This is a genomic window from Halopseudomonas xiamenensis, assembly GCF_014219065.1.
Lineage (GTDB): Bacteria > Pseudomonadota > Gammaproteobacteria > Pseudomonadales > Pseudomonadaceae > Halopseudomonas > Halopseudomonas xiamenensis.
The window spans coordinates 70,153-89,599 of sequence record NZ_JACLGO010000003.1 but is presented as its reverse complement, the minus strand read 5'-3'; the positions used below and the strand labels follow the sequence as shown (position 1 = coordinate 89,599).

The following is a 19,447-nucleotide window of genomic DNA, read 5'->3' as shown; positions in this document are numbered from 1 at the left end:
ATTTATGAGCCTCAATCCGAGAGACGTTGTAATTGTCGACTTCGGCCGCACCCCGATGGGCCGTTCCAAGGGTGGCATGTACCGCAATGTCCGTGCCGAAACCCTGTCTGCCAAGCTGATTACCGGTGTGCTGGAGCGCAACCCGAAGATCGATCCGGCGGAAGTCGAAGATGTTATCTGGGGCTGCGTCAACCAGACCCTGGAGCAGGGCTGGAACATCGCCCGCATGGCATCCTTGATGACGCCAATCCCGCACACCAGCGCGGCACAAACCGTCAGCCGCCTGTGTGGCTCGTCCATGAGCGCATTGCATACCGCCGCCCAGGCGATCATGACCGGCAACGGTGATGTGTTCGTCATCGGTGGTGTCGAGCACATGGGTCACGTTGGCATGATGCATGGTGTCGACCCGAACCCGGCGCTGTCGCTGTATGCGGCCAAGGCCGCCGGCATGATGGGCCTGACCGCGGAAATGCTCGGCAAGATGCACGGCATTACCCGCGAGCAGCAGGATCAGTTCGGTGTGCGTTCGCACCAGCTGGCGCACAAGGCTACCGTTGAGGGCAACTTCAAGGATGAAATCATCCCGATGGAAGGCCACGACGAGGACGGCTTCCTGCGCGTGTTCACCGAGGATGAGACCATCCGTCCGGAGACCACCCTGGAAAGCCTGGCCGCGCTGCGTCCTGCGTTCAACCCGAAAGGTGGGACTGTGACGGCGGGCACCTCCTCGCAGATCACCGATGGTGCTTCCTGCATGATCGTCATGTCCGCCGAGCGGGCCAAGGCGCTGGGTGTCGAGCCGATGGCGGTGATCCGTTCCATGGCCGTGGCCGGTTGCGATCCGTCGATCATGGGTTACGGCCCGGTTCCGGCGACCAAGAAGGCGCTCAAGCGCGCTGGTCTGAGCATCGATGATATCGATCACGTCGAGCTGAACGAAGCCTTCGCTGCACAGGCGCTGCCGGTGCTCAAGGATCTGAAACTGCTGGACAAGATGGACCAGAAGGTCAACCTGCACGGCGGCGCCATCGCCCTGGGTCACCCGTTCGGCTGCTCCGGTGCCCGTATCTCCGGCACCCTGCTGAACGTGATGAAGCAGAATGGCGGCACCATCGGCATGTCGACCATGTGTATCGGTCTGGGGCAGGGTATCACCACCGTTTTCGAACGGGTCTGATAGCCGAGCCTTGATAGAAAAAGCCCCGCCAGAGCGATCTGGCGGGGCTTTCTCGTTTGTGGCTATCTTTGTCGTCGAGCAGGCGCTCGACAACCCGGTGGCCGTGCTGGTCGGAATCTAGGGGGTGTAGCGCGCCTGCGCTACGCCTGCTTCGGCGGTGCAGAAAGCAGTCGTCGAGTCCGATCGCGGCCCGAGGCGCTCGACAACCCCGGGCTGACTCAGTCCTCGACTTCGCGGATCATATTGCGGGCGATGATCACCTGCTGGATCTGTGTAGTGCCCTCATACAGGCGGAACAAGCGCACGTCGCGATAGAAGCGTTCGATGGCATACTCGCTGATATAGCCCGCGCCACCATGGATCTGCACCCCACGATCGGCTACGCGGCCGCACATCTCGGTAGCGAACATCTTGGCGCAGGAAGCCTCGGTGCTGATGTTCAGCCCTTCGTCGCGCTTGCGCGCGGCGTCCAGTACCATGCAGCGGGCGGCGTAGATCTCCGCCTTGCTATCGGCCAGCATGGCCTGGATCAGCTGGAAGTCGGCGATGCGCTGACCAAACTGCTTGCGTTCCACGGCATAGCGCAACGAGTCATCCAGCATGCGCTCGGCGGCACCGACCGACAGGGCGGCGATGTGCAGGCGGCCCTTGTCCAGCACCTTCATGGCGGTCTTGAAACCGACACCTTCCTTGCCACCGATCAGGTTGGCGGCAGGTATCCGCACATTCTCGAAAATGACATCGGCGGTATGCGCACCTTTCTGGCCCATCTTCTGATCCGGCTTGCCGATGGTCAGGCCCGGCGTGCCGCGCTCGACGATGAACGAACTGATACCGCCAGCGCCCTTGATATCCGGGTTGGTGCGGGCCATGACGGTATAGATGCCGGCGTGCGGGGCGTTGGTGATGAAGCGCTTGGTGCCATTGAGCACATAGCTGTCACCGTCGCGTACCGCGGTGGTCTTCAACGAGGCGGCATCGGAGCCGGAGTCGGGCTCGGTCAGGCAGAACGAGCTGAGGTACTCGCCTGCGGCTAGCTTCGGTAGGTAATGAGCTTTCTGCTCCTCGGTGCCATCGAGCAGGATGCCGATGGAACCGATGCCGTTGTTGGTGCCTATATAGGAACGGAAGGCAGGGGAGGTGCGTCCCAGTTCGAAGGCGATGTTGACTTCCTCCTCCATGGTCACGCCCAGGCCACCGAACTCCTCGGGGATGGTCAGGCCGAACAGACCCATGGCCTTCATCTGCTCGACGATGTCGGCCGGAATCTGGTCCGTTTCAGCGACCTCATCCTCGCGGGGGATCAGCTCGTGGGTCACGAACTGGCGGATGGAGTCCAACAGTATCTGCAGGGTTTCCGGGTCACGAATCATGTTTTCTCCTGGTTCGGTGCGCTGGGCGATGCCTGGTATGTTAGCTCTGGCGCACGGTAATTATCAATAAATCAAAATCCAATACCGCCAGGCGAAATCACGAGCTGCTGTCAGTGGTCATGTTCGGTCCGCCAAGCCATGCTTTACCCAACCGCAATGGATACTTATCATGCTGGCAAATCCGCTCCGCAGGGGCGTGCGGGCCTGCGGGGCCGCTATCTCATGAACAGGAACGAATAGATGGGTGCATTGACGGGAATACGCGTGCTGGATCTGAGTCGAGTGCTGGCCGGGCCCTGGTGCGGCCAGATTCTTGCGGACCTGGGGGCGGAAGTTATCAAGATCGAGCGCCCCGGCAGCGGTGATGACACCCGCGGCTGGGGGCCGCCGTGGATGAAGGATAGCGAAGGGCAGTGGACGGCCGAAGCCTCCTATTACCAGTCCGCCAATCGTGGCAAGCAGTCCGTGGCGGTAGACCTGGCAACGTCGCAGGGCCAGGAACTGGTACGTGCGCTGGTGGCTGATTGCGATGTGTTGATCGAGAACTACAAGGCCGGTTCGCTGGCGCGTTATGGGCTGGACTACCAGAGCCTGTCGACGCTAAATCCGCGGCTGGTGTACTGCTCGATTACCGGCTTCGGCCAGACCGGCCCGCGTGCAGCTGAGCCGGGTTATGACTTCATCATCCAGGGCATGGGTGGCCTGATGAGCATCACCGGTGAGCGGGACGACCTGCCGGGTGGGGGGCCGCAGAAGACCGGGGTGGCCTTTGCTGACCTGATGACCGGGCTGTATGCGACCATCGCCATCCAGGCGGCGCTGATCGACCGGCAGAAGACCGGGCGAGGGCAGTATTGTGATATGGCGCTGCTGGACGTGCAGGTTGCTACCCTGGCCAACCAGAGCATGAACTACCTGGCTTCCGGCAAGGTGCCGGGACGCTACGGCAATGCTCACGCCAACATAGTGCCGTACCAGGTATTCCGCGCCGCCGACCGGGACTTCATCATTGCCTGCGGCAACGACAGCCAGTTTGTCGCGCTATGCCAGGTGATCGGCCTGCCGGCGTTATCCGCTGATCCGCGCTTCGTACGCAACGCCGACCGGGTCAGTCATCGCAAGGAGCTGGTGGCGATACTCGCGGAGCACTTCCTCACCGCTACCGCCGATGAGTGGGTAACGGCGATTCATGCGGTGAAGGTGCCGGTAGGGGCTATCAACAATATTGCCCAGGCGCTGGAGGAGCCGCAGATCCAGGCTCGCTGCATGCTGGTCAACATGCCGCACCCGCTGAATCCGCAGTTCAGCATGGTCGGCAGTCCGATCAAGCTGTCGGCATCGCCGGTGGAGTACCAGCGGCCGGCGCCCATGCTGGGCCAAGACACCGATGCGGTACTGCGTGAACGCCTTGGGCTGAGCGACGAGCAGTTGGCCGGGCTCAAGGCGCTGGGCATTATCGAGCAATCTCCCTCAAGCTGAACTATCCTTTGGATGAAAGTCGGTCATGCTGCTTCCATGGCAAGGGCATGACCGTCATTGTTCAGGAATCGGCAGTGCCAGCGACTCCTTCACTTCCTCCATGACGATGTAGCTTTTCGATTCGCGGACATGGGGCAGCTTCAGCAGGATGTCGCCGAGCAGTTTGCGGTAGGACGCCATTTCGTTGATGCGCGCCTTTATCAGGTAGTCGAAGTCGCCGGATACCAGATGGCACTCCAGAACGTGGGGCAGCTTGAGCACGGCACGGCGGAATTCCTCGAAGATATCACCGGATTTGTAGGACAGATTTATTTCCACAAACACCAGCAGGCCGGCTTGCAGGTGTTCAGGGTTGAGACGGGCACTGTAGCCCATGATGACCCCTTCGCGTTCAAGGCGACGGACCCGCTCAGTGCATGGAGTGGTCGACAAGCCAACCCGCTCACCCAGTTCAGTGAAGGCAAGACGGCCTTCAGCCTGCAGTTCGCGGAGGATCTGACGATCTATGCGATCCAGTTCTCTTTGGGCTCTATGTTTGGTTCTCATTGGGGGATCTGCCTAGACCTTTGGCTAATTGCACGGGACTTAGCGCCAAATATAGCGGATTAAACAGTGAAATCAACTGCAGCGGCTCTCCTATAATCCGGTCCAACGTGATTGGCCCCGGTGGGCGAGGAGTTTGAATATGCGTGTTCTGGTTCTTGGTAGTGGGGTTGTTGGCACCGCGAGTGCCTATTATCTGGCCCGACAAGGATTCGAGGTGACCGTGGTCGATCGTCAGCCTGCCGTGGCTGAGGAAACCAGCTTTGCCAACGCAGGTCAGATCTCGCCCGGCTATGCTTCGCCCTGGGCTGCACCGGGTGTGCCGCTGAAGGCGATCAAGTGGATGATGCAGAAGCATGCGCCGCTGGCGATCAGGCCGACCGCCGATATCAATCAGTACCTGTTCATGGCACGCATGCTGCGCAACTGCACCACCGCCCGTTATGCGGTGAACAAGGAACGCATGGTGCGTTTGTCCGAGTACAGCCGTGACTGCCTGGACGAGCTGCGCGCCGAGACCGGTATCCAGTACGAGGGGCGTCAGCGCGGAACCACCCAGCTGTTCCGCACCCAGGCCCAGCTCGATGGCGCCGCCAAGGACATCGCTGTGCTCGAGCAGATGGGCGTGCCCTATGAGCTGCTGGACCGCAACACCCTGGCCGGCGCCGAACCGGCCCTGGCCAAGGTCGCGCACAAGCTGACCGGCGGCCTGCGCCTGCCCAATGACCAGACCGGTGACTGCCTGATGTTCACCCGCCGCATCGCCGAAATGGCCCGTGAGCTGGGGGTGGAGTTCCGCTTCAACCAGAACATCGAGCGTCTGGACTATGCCGGTGACCGTCTCAACGGCGTGTGGATCGACGGCAAGCTGGAGACCGCGGACAATTACGTGTTGGCACTCGGCAGCTACAGTCCGCAGATGCTTGCGCCGCTGGGCATCAAGGCGCCGATCTATCCGCTCAAGGGCTATTCGATCACCGTGCCGATCACCAACCCCGACATGGCACCGGTGTCGACCATGCTCGATGAAACCTACAAGGTGGCGATTACCCGTTTCGATAACCGCATCCGTGTCGGTGGCATGGCGGAGATTCGCGGCTATGATCTGAAGATCGATCCGCGCAAGGGCGAGACCCTGAAGATGATCGTTCAGGATCTGTTCCCGGAAGGGGCGGACACCTCGAGCATCGATCTGTGGACCGGTCTGCGTCCAGCGACACCGGACGGCACTCCTATCATCGGCCCGACCCGCTACCGGAATCTGTTCCTCAACACCGGGCACGGCACCCTGGGCTGGACTATGGCCTGTGGCTCGGCCCGGCTGCTGGCGGATCTGCTGGCGAAGAAAACACCGCAGATCAGCACCGAAGGGCTGGCCATTTCCCGCTACAGCAATAACAAGGAGACACACAAGCATGCGCATCCAGCGACTGCACACTGATCGGCGTATGAGCCAGATCGTCATCCACCAGGGCACTGTCTATCTTTCAGGCCAGGTGGGTGAAAGCATGGAGGCAGGTGTCGAGCAGCAGACCGAGGAAACGCTGCAGGAAATCGAGAAGCTGCTCGCCGAGGCGGGCAGTGACAAGGAGCATATTCTTTCAGTAACTATTTATCTGAAGGATATCGAGCGCGATTTCGCCGGCATGAATGCCGTGTGGGATCGCTGGCTGCCCGAGGGTGTAGCCCCGGCGCGGGCCACAGTGGAGGCCGGAATGTGCGAATCGGACATTCTGGTGGAAATGTCAGTTATCGCCGCCCTGCGTGAATAAGGCGGCTCGACTAGAATTATAAAATCAACAGTAGAGATAGAAGAATGAACAAACACTCCTTGCAGATCGCATTGGCCTACATGTCTGTGGTCATCGGCGGTGGTTTTGCTTCCGGTAACGAGGTACTGCAGTTCTTTACCGGATACGGCCTTGCTGGTATCGCCGGCTCAGTGGTTGCCGCTGTGCTGTTTGCCTTTCTTGGTATGCATATCGCGCGTATCAGCTCGATAATGCAGGCGGGATCGCACAAGCAGGTGCTGTACAGCCTGTTCGGTCAGCAAGCCGGTTTTGTGGTTGATATCATCCTGTCTTTCTTTCTATATGGGGTGGGCGTGGTCATGCTCGCCGGGGCCGGCTCGACCCTCGCCCAGCAGTTCGGCCTGGCTCCCCTGGTCGGCTCCATCCTGATGACCGTGCTGGTGATTGGCACGCTGTGCCTGAACGTCAAAGGCATCATCAACCTGATCAGTGCGGTAATGCCGTTCCTGCTGATCATGGTGTTGGCGATCACGGTGTATTCCATCTACACCAGTACCGGTACCCAGGAGGAGCTGAGCCAGGTGGCCACTGAAGTTCAGGTGATCACCTTCCTTGGCGCCGAAGTACCGAACTGGGCACTGAGTGGCCTGCTGTATGCGTCGTTCAACATCGCCGTGGGTTTCCCAATGCTGGCGGTAATCGGCGGTCTGACCAAATCGCCCAAGGCCGCTGCCCTGGGGGGTATTGGCGGTGGTCTGGGGCTGGGTTTCCTGATCATCCTGCTCAACGTCGGCCTGTTCGCCAACCTGGACAAGCTGCTGGGTATCGAGATTCCGACCCTGTTGCTGGCGCAGCAGATTCATCCCTGGCTGGCTGTGCTGATGTCGATTGCCCTGATCTGCATGATCTATAGCACCGCAGTGGGCATGTTCTTCGCCTTCAGCGCGCGCTTCGCCACTCCGGAAACCACCCGCTTCAAGGTGTTGAGTGCGATCTTCGCGGTGGTAGGTCTGGCTCTGAGCCAGGTCGGCTTCACCAAGCTGGTGGGCACCGTGTACCCGATGCTGGGTGTGGTCGGCCTGATCCTGATCATCGCCATCGGCCTGAGCTGGGTGCGTACCCGCAAGCGCTCGGCTGAAGAGCTGGCTGCTGACCCGAGAGCACAGCACAAGTAATCCAGGCTTCTGGATGAGTACAGCGGCCGCCCCGGGGAGGGAGCGGCCGTTGTCGTTTGTGTAACGGAGAATCAGTAGCTGACAGCAGGCAATTGCGGCCGAGGCACTTTGACTTTCTCGGTGGGCGCCATCACGGTGGCTACGCCGTCTACCACTTTCTTGCCTTCCTGGTTGATCACCTGGGTGGCGATCTTCAGCCGGTTCTTCGGCAGCTTCTCCAGGACTTCCAGCTCGATACGAATCTCGTCGCCCAGGCGAACCGGGCGCAGGAAACTCATTTCCTGACCGATATAGATAGTGCCCGGCCCCGGCAGTTCGCAGGCGATGGCTGCGGAAATCAGTGCGCCCGACAGCATGCCATGGGCGATCCGGCCCTTGAACGGGGTGGCGGCGGCGAACTCCTCGTCGAGGTGGACCGGGTTCACATCTCCGGAGACGGTGGCGAACAGGATCAGATCGCGTTCGGTGACGACGTGGCTGGCGCTGGCGGTATCGCCTGCATTGAGCTCATCGTAGGTGCGGTTTTCCAACATGGACATGAATCGACTCCCTGGGGTCTGAAGCGGCATGCAGCCATATTCAGAGAAGTAATGAAACAAAAGCGGATTTTGTGTTTTTCGGCATTGCTGGTAATTTTGCCCCAATACGCGGGTACGGCGTAAATAATAACAGCGCAAGTGTCTGCTCTGGCACTTGGCACTCCAAACGGGAGACATGGAGCCAATGGAAGCATCGTTCTGGAACGATAAACGCCCCCCGGGGGTACCTCACGATATTGATCTGAGCCAGTTCAGCTCAATTATCGATGTATTCGAATCGTCCTGTGCCAAACACGCCAACCGCGCGGCATTCACCAATATGGGCGTGACCCTGAACTATGCCGATCTGGAGCGCCATTCGGCCGAGTTCGCCAGCTATATCCAGAAATATACCGACCTCAAGCCGGGCGATCGCATCGCCATCCAGATGCCCAACGTGCTGCAGTTTCCGATTGCCGTATTCGGCGCCATGCGCGCCGGGCTGGTGGTGGTCAACACCAACCCGCTGTATACCGCCCGGGAAATGCGTCACCAGTTCACCGATTCCGGCGCCCGGGCACTGATCTACATGAACATGTTCGGCCATCTGGTGGAGGAAGTGCTGCCCGATACCGAGATCAAGTACCTGTTCGAGGCGCGCATGGGCGACATGCTGCCCGGAGTGAAGGGGTTGCTGGTCAATGCCGCGGTCAAGCACGTGAAGAAACTGGTGCCCCGTTACCGTCTGCCGCAGGCGGTGTCCTTCAAGAGTGCTCTGTCCCGTTGCCGGGATGCCAAGCCGGTGCCGGTCTCACGTACCCTGGATGATGTCGCCGTGCTGCAATACACCGGTGGTACCACCGGTGTGGCCAAGGGTGCCATGCTGACCCATGGCAACCTGGTGGCCAACATGCTGCAGGTGTACGCCAACATGCAGCAGGTCGACAAGGAGGGTAACCGGCTGCTGGCCGATGGTGGCGAAATCATCATCGCACCCTTGCCGCTGTACCATATCTTCGCCTTTACCGCGAACTGCATGTGCATGATGCTGGCCGGTCAGCATAACGTGCTGATCACCAATCCCCGGGATATTCCCGGCTTCATCAAGGAGCTGAAGAAGTGGCAGTTCTCCTCGATCGTCGGGCTCAACACCTTGTTCGTCGCCTTGATGGAGCACCCCGAATTCATGGAGCTGGACTTCTCCAGGCTCAAGAGCACCACCTCCGGCGGCACCGCCCTGGTCAAGGCCACCGCCGAGCGCTGGGAGGGCAAGACCGGTAGTGGCATCGGCGAGGGTTATGGTCTGACCGAGTGTTCCCCGGTGGTCTGCTCCAGCCCTGGTGATGGTCTGGCGCGGCTGGGTAGCGTCGGCCTGGCGGTGCCGGGTACGGCACTGAAAGTGATCGACGAGGAGGGCAATGAACTGCCGCTGGGTGAGCGCGGTGAGTTGTGCGTCAAGGGGCCGCAAGTGATGAAGGGCTACTGGCAACGTCCCGAGGCTACCGCCGAGGTGATGGATGCCGATGGCTGGTTCAAGACCGGTGATGTGGCGGTGATCGATGAGGATGGCTTTGTCAGCATCGTCGACCGGATCAAGGATCTGATCATCGTCTCCGGCTTCAATGTGTATCCCAATGAAATCGAGGACGTGGTCGCGGCCCATCCCAAGGTCGCCAACGCCGCGGCGATCGGTGTGCCGGACGACAAGTCGGGCGAGGCGGTCAAGCTGTTCGTGGTGCCGTCTTCTGCCGACCTCGGCATCGATGAGCTGAAGGCCTATTGCCGGGCCAACTTCACCGGCTACAAGGTTCCCAAGCACTATGAAATCCGTGACTCTCTGCCCATGAGTCCGGTTGGCAAGATCCTGCGCCGCGAACTGCGCGATTAGTCCTCTCCCCGGGAAAACCGGCTGACTGAACAGTCGGTTTTCTACTCCCGCGTTCTACACTTTGATGGCCGCTCCAGGGCGGTGGAAGCTATGGCTTGAGCCGAAAAAAGCTGTTAGGCTGCAGCCACTTTTCGACCGAGGTGGGTGAAATATTCACGAATGGGTCGAAATCAGTTTCTGCCTCTATCAAATACAACAGCAGTTTTCGCAACCGGACGCATCCAGGGGGTCTTCATGCATGAGAATTTTTGGGCTGACAAGTATCCGGAGGGTATTCCCGCCGAGATCGATGCCGATCAGTACCCCAATGTTCTGGCTGTCCTGAAAGAATCCTGTGAACGCTTCGCTGACAAGCCGGCCTTCACCAATCTCGGCAAGACCCTCACCTGGGGCGAGATGTATCGCCTGTCAGGCGAGTTTGCCGCCTATCTGCAGACCCATTCCGGCCTGCAACCCGGCGACCGTATCGCCGTGCAACTGCCCAATGTGCTGCAGTATCCCATCGTGGTGTTTGGTGCGATGCGCGCCGGCTATGTGGTGGTCAATACCAACCCGCTGTATACCGCACGGGAAATGGAGCACCAGTTCAACGATTCGGGTGCCAAGGCGCTGGTCTGCCTGGCCAACATGGCGCACCTGGCCGAGGAAGTGCTGCCGAAGACCGGCGTCAGGCACGTGATCGTCACCGAAGTGGGCGATATGTTGCCGACCTTCAAGCGCTTGCTGGTCAACGCCGTGGTCAAGCATGTGAAGAAGATGGTACCGGCCTGGTCGATTCCTGCTGCGGTGCCTTTCGTCCGCGCGATGAAGATGGGTGCAGCGGGCAATTTCCGCGAGGCCAGCCCGGCAGCGGAAGATACCGCGGTGCTGCAGTACACCGGCGGCACCACCGGTGTGGCCAAGGGTGCCATGCTGACCCACCGCAACCTGGTGGCGAACATGCTGCAGTGCAAGGTGATGATGCCGGCGAACATGAAGGATGGCGAAGAGGTCATCATCTGCCCGCTGCCGCTGTACCATATCTATGCCTTCACCTTCCATTGCATGTCAGTCATGCTGCTGGGCGGTCACAATATCCTGATCACCAACCCGCGGGATCTGCCGGCGACGGTCAAGGAGATGGCCAAGGTCCGTTTCAGTGCCTTCGTCGGTCTGAACACCCTGTTCGCGGCACTGTGCAACAACGAGCAGTTCCGCCAGATGGATTTCAGCGCGCTGAAACTGACGCTGTCCGGTGGCATGGCGCTGCAGCAGGCCACCGCCGAACGCTGGCACAAGGTCACCGGCTGCGAAGTGTCCGAAGGTTATGGCATGACCGAAACCAGCCCGGTGGTATCGGTGAACCCGTCCGATGCCGTACAGCTGGGCACCATCGGTATTCCAGTACCCTCGACCCTGTGCAAGGTAATCGACGAGGATGGCCAGGAGCTGCCGCTGGGTGAGCGCGGCGAGCTGTGCGTGAAAGGCCCACAGGTGATGAAGGGTTACTGGCAGCGCCAGGAAGCCACCGACGAAGTGCTCAGCACCGATGGCTGGCTGCAGACTGGCGACATCGCGATCATCCAGGAAGACGGTTACATGCGCATCGTCGACCGCAAGAAGGACATGATCGTGGTCTCCGGCTTCAACGTCTATCCCAACGAACTGGAAGACGTCATGGCGGCCATCCCCGGTGTGCTGCAGTGCGCCGCGATCGGCGTGCCCAGCGAGAAGAGCGGCGAGGCGATCAAGGTGTTCGTGGTCAGGGAAGCAGGTGCGCAGCTGACTGCCGAGCAGGTCAAGGGGCATATGCGCGACAAGCTCACCGCCTACAAGGTGCCCAAGGAGGTCGAGTTCCGCGACAGCCTGCCGACCACCAACGTCGGCAAGATCCTGCGCCGCGAGCTGCGTGACGAGGAGTTGAAGAAACTCGGCGCAGCATAACGTCCGATTCTTTGCGACAATAAGCCCCGCCCGGGTCCACCGGGCGGGGCTTTTTCGTGCAGGGCATGAACAGCCTTGCGTGGCCACCTCTGATAGACAGGAAAGCATGACCGATTTCGACACCCTTGCCGCCAACCTCGACCAAGCCATGTCCGCAGATCGCCACCGCTTGCAACGGCAGTTGCAGGGGCTGGGCCGTGAGCCGGAGCCGGCGCGACTGCAGCAATGGCTGGGCCGAATGTCTGCATCCTGCGCCAAGGCAGCAGCACGGCGCGCCAGCGTACCCCGGGTGCGTTACGATGACAGCCTGCCGATTGCCGCCAAGCGTGACGAGATCAAGCGTGCCATCGCCAGCAGCCAAGTGGTGGTGATTGCCGGGGAAACCGGCTCGGGCAAGACCACCCAGTTGCCGAAGATCTGTCTGGAGCTGGGGCGGGGAGTGCACGGACTGATCGGCCACACCCAGCCGCGTCGTCTCGCCGCCCGCAGTGTCGCCAGTCGCGTCGCCGAGGAGTTGGGCACGCCGCTGGGTGAGCTGGTCGGCTTCCAGGTGCGCTTCGCTGACCAGAGCAACGAACGGACCCTGGTCAAGCTGATGACCGACGGCATCCTGCTGGCGGAAACCCAGAACGACCGCTTTCTGTCGCGCTACGACACCCTGATCATCGATGAGGCCCACGAGCGCAGCCTGAACATCGACTTCCTGCTCGGTTATCTGAAGACCATTCTGCCGCAGCGGCCGGACCTGAAGGTGATCATCACCTCGGCGACCATCGATCTCGAGCGCTTCTCCGCGCATTTCAATGATGCCCCCATCATCGAGGTCTCGGGCCGTACCTTCCCGGTGGATGTCTGGTACCGCCCGCTGTCGGCGGAGGTGGACGAGGAGGGCAACCAGGTCGAGGAAGACCTGAGTATCGATCAGGGCATTCTCGCTGCGCTGCGCGAACTCGAAGTCCATGAGCGGGCGAGCGGCAAGCCACCCGGCGATGCCCTGGTATTCCTGCCCGGCGAGCGGGAAATCCGCGATACCGCCGACTTCCTGCGCAAGGCCAACCTGCGGCATACCGAGATACTGCCGTTGTACGCCCGGCTGTCGGTGGCCGAGCAGCAGAAGATATTTTCCAGCCACGCCGGGCGCAGGGTGATCCTGGCGACCAACGTTGCCGAGACCTCGCTGACCGTACCCGGGATCGTCTATGTGATCGATCCGGGCGAGGTACGCATCAGCCGCTACAGCCCGCGCTCCAAGGTGCAGCGGTTGCCGATCGAGCCGGTGTCCCAGGCCAGCGCCAATCAGCGCAAGGGCCGCTGTGGCCGGGTGGCGCCGGGTATCTGCGTGCGGTTGTATGCCGAGGCGGACTTTCTCGGCCGTCCGGAATTCACCGACCCGGAGATCCTGCGTACCAACCTGGCGGCGGTGATCCTGCAGATGCTGCATCTGCGTTTGGGACGGATCGAGGACTTTCCCTTCATCGAGCCGCCGGATGGGCGGGCCATCAGCGATGGCTTCACCCTGCTGCAGGAATTGGGCGCGGTCGAGCGTGATGGGCAGATCACCGATACCGGTCGCCAACTGGCCCGCCTGCCGGTCGATCCGCGGATCGGCCGCATGCTGATCGAGGCGGCCCGGCTCGGCAGCCTGAACGAAGTACTGATCATCGCCAGCGCCCTGGCGGTGCAGGACCCGCGCGAACGGCCGATCGAGCGTCAGCAGGCGGCTGACCAGGCGCATGCCCAGTGGCGTGACGACCAGTCGGACTTCGCCGCCTTCGTCAACCTGTGGCGGGGGTTCGAGGAGCAACGCCAGGCACTGTCGCAGAACCAGCTGCGCAGCTGGTGTCGGCGCCAGTTCCTCAACTACCTGCGCCTGCGTGAATGGCGCGAGACCCACCGCCAGCTGCTGCTCACCTGCCGCGACCTGGCGCTGCCACTGAATGCTGAGCCAGCCGGCTACGACGCCGTGCACAAGGCACTGCTGGCCGGGCTGCTCAGCCACCTGGGCAACAAGACCGAGGACGGCGACTATCTGGGGGCGCGCCAGCGTCGTTTCATGCTGCACCCCTCATCGGCGCTGGCGAAGAAACGCCCGGCCTGGGTAATGGTCGCCGAGCTGACTGAAACCCGGCGCCTGTATGGTCGGCTGGCGGCCAGGATCGACCCGCTGTGGGTCGAGCCGCTGGCCACGCACCTGAGCAAGACCAGCCACAGCGAGCCACACTGGGAAAAGAAACGCGGCCAGGTGGTGGCCTTCGAGCAGGTCACCCTGTACGGGCTGATCATAGTCCCGCGGCGCAAGGTGCATTTCGGTCCGATCGATCCTGTGGCCTCCCGCGAGTTGTTCATCCGCCAGGCCCTGGTGGAGGGGCAATGGCATGGCCGCGCGGCCTTCAACCGTGCCAACCAGGCGCTGCTGGAGGAGCTCGATGCGCTGGAAGCCAAGGCGCGCAAGCGCGATATCCTGGTGGACGAGGAGACCCTGTACCGGTTCTTCGACCAGCGTATCCCGGAGAACATCTACCAGCTCGCCAGCTTCGAGCGCTGGCTGAAGAAGGCCTGCCACGATCAGCCGCAGCTGTTGCACATGACCCGTGAGGATCTGCTGCAGCGCGACGCCAATGAGGTCAGCGCCCAGCAGTATCCCGATACGCTGCGCTGGCAGCGGGTGGTGCTGCCGCTCAGCTATCACTTCGAGCCCGGGCACCTGGCCGATGGAGTAACCCTGACCGTGCCCCTGGCACTGCTGCGCCAGCTGCCCGAGGAGCGGCTGGAGTGGCTGGTGCCGGGGTTGCTGTATGACAAGTGCGTGGCCCTGGTGCGTGGCCTGCCCAAGGCGCTGCGCAAGAACTTCGTGCCGGTGCCCGACTTCGTGCGCGCTGCACTGGAACGCATGCCCTTCGGCGAAGGCCGCCTGACCCAGGCGCTGGGTCGGGAGCTGACCCGCATGACCGGCGTGCGCCTGGAGGAACAGGCCTGGGCCGATATCACCCTGGAGGACCACCTGCTGATGCGCATCGCGGTGGTCGATGCCGACGGCAAGGAGATCGCCTCCGGCCGTGATTACAGCGCGTTGTGTCGGCAGCTGAGCGGTGAATTGGCCGAGCGGCAGAACGCGCCGGTGGCAGCGGCGGCAGCGACTGCCAAACCGGCAGCGCCGGCGGGACAGGCGCCGCTGCCGGTCAAGGTCAGCCAGCGCCAGGCTGGCATCGAGGTGGACTTCTGGCCGGCCTGGGTGGATCAGGGCGACGCTGTGGCCGAGCAGCTGTTCGACAGTCCGGGTCAGGCCCTGCAGGCGCATCGCCTGGGTGTGCAGCGGTTGATCCTGCAGGCGCTGCCGGAGCAGGCGAGGTATCTGCGGCAGAAGCTGCCGGCCTTGCAGGAAGCCGCCCTCTATTACCGTGAGCTGGGTAGCCAGCAACAATTGACCGAGGATGTGCTGCTGGCGGCGATCGACCAGACCTTCCTGGCGGAAGGGGAGCCGCTGCCACGTGAGCCTGCCGAGCTGCAGGCGCGAATCGAAGCTGGGCGTGCCGGCTGGGTTGCCGCAGCGCAGCAGCTGGCGCAGCAGGTGCTGACGATTCTCAAGGGCTGGCACGGATTGCAGAAGCGTCTCAAGGGCCGTATCGACCTGTCCCAGGCGGTGGCGATGAACGATATTCGCAGCCAGCTGGAGCAACTGGTGTTCAAGGGCTTTGTGCGCAGTGTGCCGGGCCAGTGGCTGGCCCAGTACCCGCGTTATTTCGCGGCCATCGCCCAGCGGCTGGACAAGCTGCCGGGGCAGGTGCAACGTGACCGGGTCTGGACCGATGAGATCCAGCACTTCTGGCAGCAATACCAGACGCTGGACCAGCGTTATCGAATGGAAGGGCGGCAGGACGAGCGTCTGCAGCAATGGCGCTGGATGCTCGAGGAATATCGGGTGTCGCTGTTCGCCCAGCAACTGGGAACGAAAATGCCGGTTTCGGAAAAACGTCTGAAGAAACTCTGGCACGAGATCACAACGTGAGAGCTGCACTGTGGGTACACTGTGGCCTGGTGAGAACAGGGCAGGCAAGGGATGACATCACTCATGGCGCTGGACGCTGAGGCGCAACTGCAGGTGCGGCGTTTCGCTGCCCCGGCAGACGGCCCGGCAGTACTCATGGTGCACGGGCTGGGCGAGCGGGGCGAGGTGTTCTGCCCGGCGGCAGGTGGTGGCCTGGCGCCGTGGCTGGCCCAGTCCGGCCACCCAGTGTACGTGGCGGAGCTGCGCGAGCGGGCATCCGCCAGTTCGACGATACCGGATATCACCCAGCACCAACTGATCTGCGAGGATCTGCCGGCGTTGTTCCAGCTGGTGGCAGAGGAGCATCCGCAGCAAAGCTTTTTCGTGCTTGCCCATGGCTGGGGCGGGGTACTGGTCGCCAGCGCGCTGATCCGCCAGCCGCACTGGCTGGAGCGGGTGGCCGGGCTGGTGCAACTGGGTGTGCGGCGGGTCTGCGCCCAGCGCAACTGGCAGCGTCGGCTGCTGCTCGACCTGATGTGGCGGCGCCTGGCGCCGCTGGCTGGGTGGCGCCAGGGCTACCTGCCGCTGCGCTCACTGGGACTCGGTAGTGTTGACCTGTCCCGACAGCTGCATGATGACAGCTGGATGTGGCAAAATGGCGGCAAATGGCGTGATCCGCAGGATGGTTTCGACTATGCTGCAGCATTGGCCGGGATCGCTTGGCCGAGCAGCCTGTATCTGGCGGGCCACAAGGATCATTGTCTGGGGCATGTTGCCGATGTCCGGGCCTTCGCCCGCGAACTGGGTGGGCATGATGCCCAGTTGGTCCTGCTGCGCAAAGGCAGTGGCAGTTCCCGTGATTATGGCCACCATGACCTGCTGAGCCATCCGCAGGCAGCCAATGACCATTTTCCGCTGATCCTGTCCTGGCTGGCCCGACATGCCGCCACGAACACGTTATAGAGTATCGTCTGCCTGGGCGATGCATTGCCAAACCACTGAACAGATTGAATGACAAAGAGGCTCAACCGTGCAGAAAGTAGTGATCAGCGGCACAGGTTTGTACACCCCCCCACACAGCATCAGCAACGATGAGCTGGTAGCCAGCTTCAACGCCTGGGCGGAACGCTTCAACCAGGACAATGCGGAGGCCATCGCCGCCGGCGAGCTGGCCCCGGCACCGCTGTCGAGCAGCGAGTTCATCGAGAAGGCCTCCGGCATCAAGAGCCGCCACGTGGTCGACAAGAGCGGCATCCTGGATGTCGAGCGCATGGTGCCGTCGATTCCCGAGCGCAGCAATGATCAGTGGTCGATCCTCTGCGAAATGTCGGTGAAGGCCGCTACCGAGGCGCTGCAGCGCGCCGGCCGTACTGCCGCGGATATCGATGGTGTGATCGTCGCCTGCTCCAACCTGCAGCGCCCCTATCCGGCGATTGCGGTCGAGGTCCAGGCGGCGCTGGGTATCAACGGTTTCGGTTTCGATATGAACGTGGCCTGTTCCTCTGCCACCTTCGGTATCCAGACCGCCGCCAACACCGTGAGTGCCGGCCAGGCCCGTGCGGTACTGATGGTCAACCCGGAGATCTGCACCGGGCATATGAACTTCCGTGACCGCGACAGTCACTTCATCTTCGGTGATGCCTGTACCGCAGTGATCATCGAGCGCGCCGAGGATGCGGTTTCCGAGCATCAGTTCGAGATCCTCGGTACCAAGCTGCTGACCCAGTTCTCCAACAATATTCGCAACAACTTCGGTTTTCTCAACCGGGCCGACGAGAGCGGCATCGGCCAGCCGGACAAGCTGTTCGTCCAGGAAGGCCGCAAGGTGTTCCGCGAGGTCTGCCCGATGGTGGCGGAACTGATCGGCGAGCACCTGCAGGAGTTGAAGCTGCAGGTCAGCGATGTGCGCCGCTTCTGGCTGCACCAAGCCAACCTGAACATGAACATGCTGATCGCCCGCAAGCTGCTGGGGCGCGACCCGGACCTGGAGAAGGAAGCGCCCGTGGTGCTGGATGAATATGCCAATACCAGTTCCGCCGGTTCGATCATCGCTTTCCACAAGTACCAGGATGACCTGCCGTCCGGCAGCCATGGCGTTATCTGCTCCTTCGGTGCCGGTTACTCCATCGGCAGTGTGGTGGTGCGCAAGCTCTGACACTCCCCCCTCCGTGAGGCTGGCCTGGCGGCCAGCCTCCCTCGCTGCAATGGCCCTCTGCAAAAAGTTCCCCTGACTTCAAATCTTCATATTGCGGAAAGCGTTCTGTCATATCGGCTTTCCATAATCGCTTCGGTCGAAACAAACGACGTCAAGTCACTCGCAGGATGACGTTTTACAAAACCCGAAGGAGTTTTTCCGATGAAGAAGAAGTTGATTGCGATTGTTGTTGGTGCCGCAGCTGTCATGCCTGCTCTGGCCATGGCCGATGTAAGCATCTACGGTCGCGCTCACGTTTCCACTGATTTCCTGGATGACGGTGCCGACTATTCCGAAACCAACCTGTCCAGCAACGCCTCGCGCCTGGGCTTCAAGGGTGAGCACCAGATCAACTCGGACGTGAAAGCGTTCTTCCAGATTGAGCAGCAGATCAACTTTGCCAGCGGTAGCAGTGATGGCGACAGCACCAACTTCAGTACTCGTGACACCTTCGTGGGTGTGACCGGTAATAACTGGGGTGCCATCCAGATGGGTCGTTTCGACAGTCCTTTCAAGGTTGCTCGTGGCCCGGCCAACCTGTTCGGTGACCAAGTCGGTGATATGCGTAACCTGACCCGTGTGGGTAATGCCCGTTTCGATGAGCGTTACGACAACACCGTGCAGTACACCACGCCTGACCTCAATGGCTTCAATATCAAGCTGGCCTATTCGGTCCATCAAGGTCAGAGTGCTGCCCAGGATCATGATTCCGATGGTTTCAGTGCATCGTTGAACTATGCTGCTGGTCCGTTCGAAGGCGCCCTGGCCTACGAAAAACTGGAGGAAGACGTTTCCCGTGGTGAGCGTGATGGTATTCGTGTCGCCGCTGCTTACAAACTGACTGATACCTTCAAACTGGTGGGTTTCTACCAGGCCGTTGAGCATGATACTGATGTCGTCGCTGATCGTGACCAGTGGACTTCCGACACCTATGGTGTGGGCGGTGAGCTGAAGGTGGCTGCCAACACTGCGCTCAAGGCAATGTGGATGACTCGCGACGCCGATGACTCCAATTATGACGCCGATATGTGGGTGGTTGGTGTCGAACACAAGCTGGACAAGGCAGTACGTGTTTACGCCAACTATGCGGTGGTTGACAACGAGTCGGCCTCTGCCCTGCGTCCTTGGGGTCAAGCGCGTAGCGCCAACCCGGACGCAGCTGCGGGTGAGGAAGCCTCTGCCTTCTCCGTGGGTCTGCGCTACGATTTCTGATCTCGTCTGACCGGATCGGAAGAACCGAACCGGGTTGCTCTTTGAGAGCAGCCCGGTTTTTTGTTTCTTCAACCCTGTCGTCGCCGCAGTAATGTTTGATGTGGCGGTCTCAACTGCTGAGCGATGGTTGTCATCGAACTGAAATCATTTGTTCTTATTCTTGTGTTGCTTGCAGTCATACATGGTGGCTGCGACCACTCAGTTTGCCCATTCGCTCCGAGGAGTT

At 61.3% G+C, this 19,447-nt stretch carries 14 protein-coding genes; 11 read left to right on the top strand and 3 right to left on the bottom strand.

Translation table 11 applies throughout. The annotated features are described in order from the left end of the window. The first annotated feature begins 4 nt into the window (after positions 1 to 4). Positions 5 to 1,180 (top strand): acetyl-CoA C-acyltransferase FadA, encoded by a 1,176-nt coding sequence (gene fadA / locus H6X51_RS02980; RefSeq protein ID WP_185266026.1) that lies wholly within the window; start codon positions 5 to 7, stop codon positions 1,178 to 1,180. Between the two features lie 218 nt (positions 1,181 to 1,398). On the opposite strand, the gene H6X51_RS02975 is transcribed toward fadA, so the two are convergent. After that, positions 1,399 to 2,553: an acyl-CoA dehydrogenase family protein gene (locus tag H6X51_RS02975; RefSeq protein WP_185266025.1), complete on the bottom strand. Its 1,155-nt coding sequence runs from the start codon at positions 2,551 to 2,553 to the stop codon at positions 1,399 to 1,401. 240 nt (positions 2,554 to 2,793) lie between these two features. Here H6X51_RS02975 and H6X51_RS02970 point away from each other — a divergent pair, with 240 nt between their 5' ends. Then, the gene (locus H6X51_RS02970; protein WP_185266024.1) at positions 2,794 to 4,032 is read left to right on the top strand and encodes a CaiB/BaiF CoA transferase family protein; all 1,239 of its coding nucleotides are present in this window, start codon (positions 2,794 to 2,796) and stop codon (positions 4,030 to 4,032) included. A gap of 54 nt (positions 4,033 to 4,086) precedes the next feature. On the opposite strand, the gene H6X51_RS02965 is transcribed toward H6X51_RS02970, so the two are convergent. Continuing rightward, positions 4,087 to 4,578 (bottom strand): Lrp/AsnC ligand binding domain-containing protein, encoded by a 492-nt coding sequence (locus H6X51_RS02965; RefSeq protein WP_105645686.1) that lies wholly within the window; start codon positions 4,576 to 4,578, stop codon positions 4,087 to 4,089. Between the two features lie 139 nt (positions 4,579 to 4,717). On the opposite strand from H6X51_RS02965, the gene H6X51_RS02960 reads away from it, so the two are divergent. From H6X51_RS02960 to H6X51_RS02950, 3 genes are read left to right on the top strand one after another with little or no spacing between them, the layout of a single operon-like run. Next, complete coding sequence (locus tag H6X51_RS02960) at positions 4,718 to 6,016, top strand: D-amino acid dehydrogenase (protein WP_185266023.1); 1,299 nt, start codon at positions 4,718 to 4,720, stop codon at positions 6,014 to 6,016. Then, positions 5,991 to 6,347, top strand: a complete 357-nt coding sequence (locus tag H6X51_RS02955; protein WP_185266022.1) for a RidA family protein — start codon at positions 5,991 to 5,993, stop codon at positions 6,345 to 6,347. The genes H6X51_RS02960 and H6X51_RS02955 overlap by 26 nt, the downstream gene beginning before the upstream one ends. A gap of 44 nt (positions 6,348 to 6,391) precedes the next feature. Continuing rightward, positions 6,392 to 7,501: a YkvI family membrane protein gene (locus H6X51_RS02950; protein ID WP_185266021.1), complete on the top strand. Its 1,110-nt coding sequence runs from the start codon at positions 6,392 to 6,394 to the stop codon at positions 7,499 to 7,501. 71 nt (positions 7,502 to 7,572) lie between these two features. Here the strand turns inward: H6X51_RS02950 and H6X51_RS02945 are convergent, their stop codons facing one another. Beyond that, the gene (locus H6X51_RS02945; RefSeq protein ID WP_185266020.1) at positions 7,573 to 8,040 is read right to left on the bottom strand and encodes a MaoC/PaaZ C-terminal domain-containing protein; all 468 of its coding nucleotides are present in this window, start codon (positions 8,038 to 8,040) and stop codon (positions 7,573 to 7,575) included. 184 nt (positions 8,041 to 8,224) lie between these two features. Between H6X51_RS02945 and H6X51_RS02940 the strand changes: the two genes are divergently transcribed. The 6 genes from H6X51_RS02940 to H6X51_RS02915 all read left to right on the top strand — a co-directional run bounded on the left by H6X51_RS02940 (position 8,225) and on the right by H6X51_RS02915 (position 19,221). Further along, positions 8,225 to 9,907 carry a long-chain-fatty-acid--CoA ligase gene (locus H6X51_RS02940; RefSeq protein WP_185266019.1) on the top strand — a complete coding sequence of 561 codons (1,683 nt, stop codon included), beginning with the start codon at positions 8,225 to 8,227 and terminating at the stop codon, positions 9,905 to 9,907. Between the two features lie 234 nt (positions 9,908 to 10,141). Next, a complete protein-coding gene (gene fadD1, locus H6X51_RS02935) occupies positions 10,142 to 11,830 on the top strand; it encodes a long-chain-fatty-acid--CoA ligase FadD1 (protein ID WP_185266018.1) in 1,689 nt (562 codons plus the stop codon). 106 nt (positions 11,831 to 11,936) lie between these two features. Then, entirely contained in the window at positions 11,937 to 15,836 is a 3,900-nt protein-coding gene (hrpA, locus tag H6X51_RS02930) for an ATP-dependent RNA helicase HrpA (RefSeq protein ID WP_185266017.1), read from the top strand. A gap of 63 nt (positions 15,837 to 15,899) precedes the next feature. Next, a complete protein-coding gene (locus H6X51_RS02925) occupies positions 15,900 to 16,778 on the top strand; it encodes an alpha/beta fold hydrolase (protein ID WP_185266016.1) in 879 nt (292 codons plus the stop codon). A 67-nt stretch (positions 16,779 to 16,845) separates the two neighbouring features. Further along, positions 16,846 to 17,970 (top strand): beta-ketoacyl-ACP synthase III, encoded by a 1,125-nt coding sequence (locus H6X51_RS02920; RefSeq protein ID WP_185266015.1) that lies wholly within the window; start codon positions 16,846 to 16,848, stop codon positions 17,968 to 17,970. Between the two features lie 201 nt (positions 17,971 to 18,171). Continuing rightward, positions 18,172 to 19,221, top strand: a complete 1,050-nt coding sequence (locus tag H6X51_RS02915) for a porin (protein ID WP_185266014.1) — start codon at positions 18,172 to 18,174, stop codon at positions 19,219 to 19,221. Positions 19,222 to 19,447 lie beyond the last annotated feature (226 nt).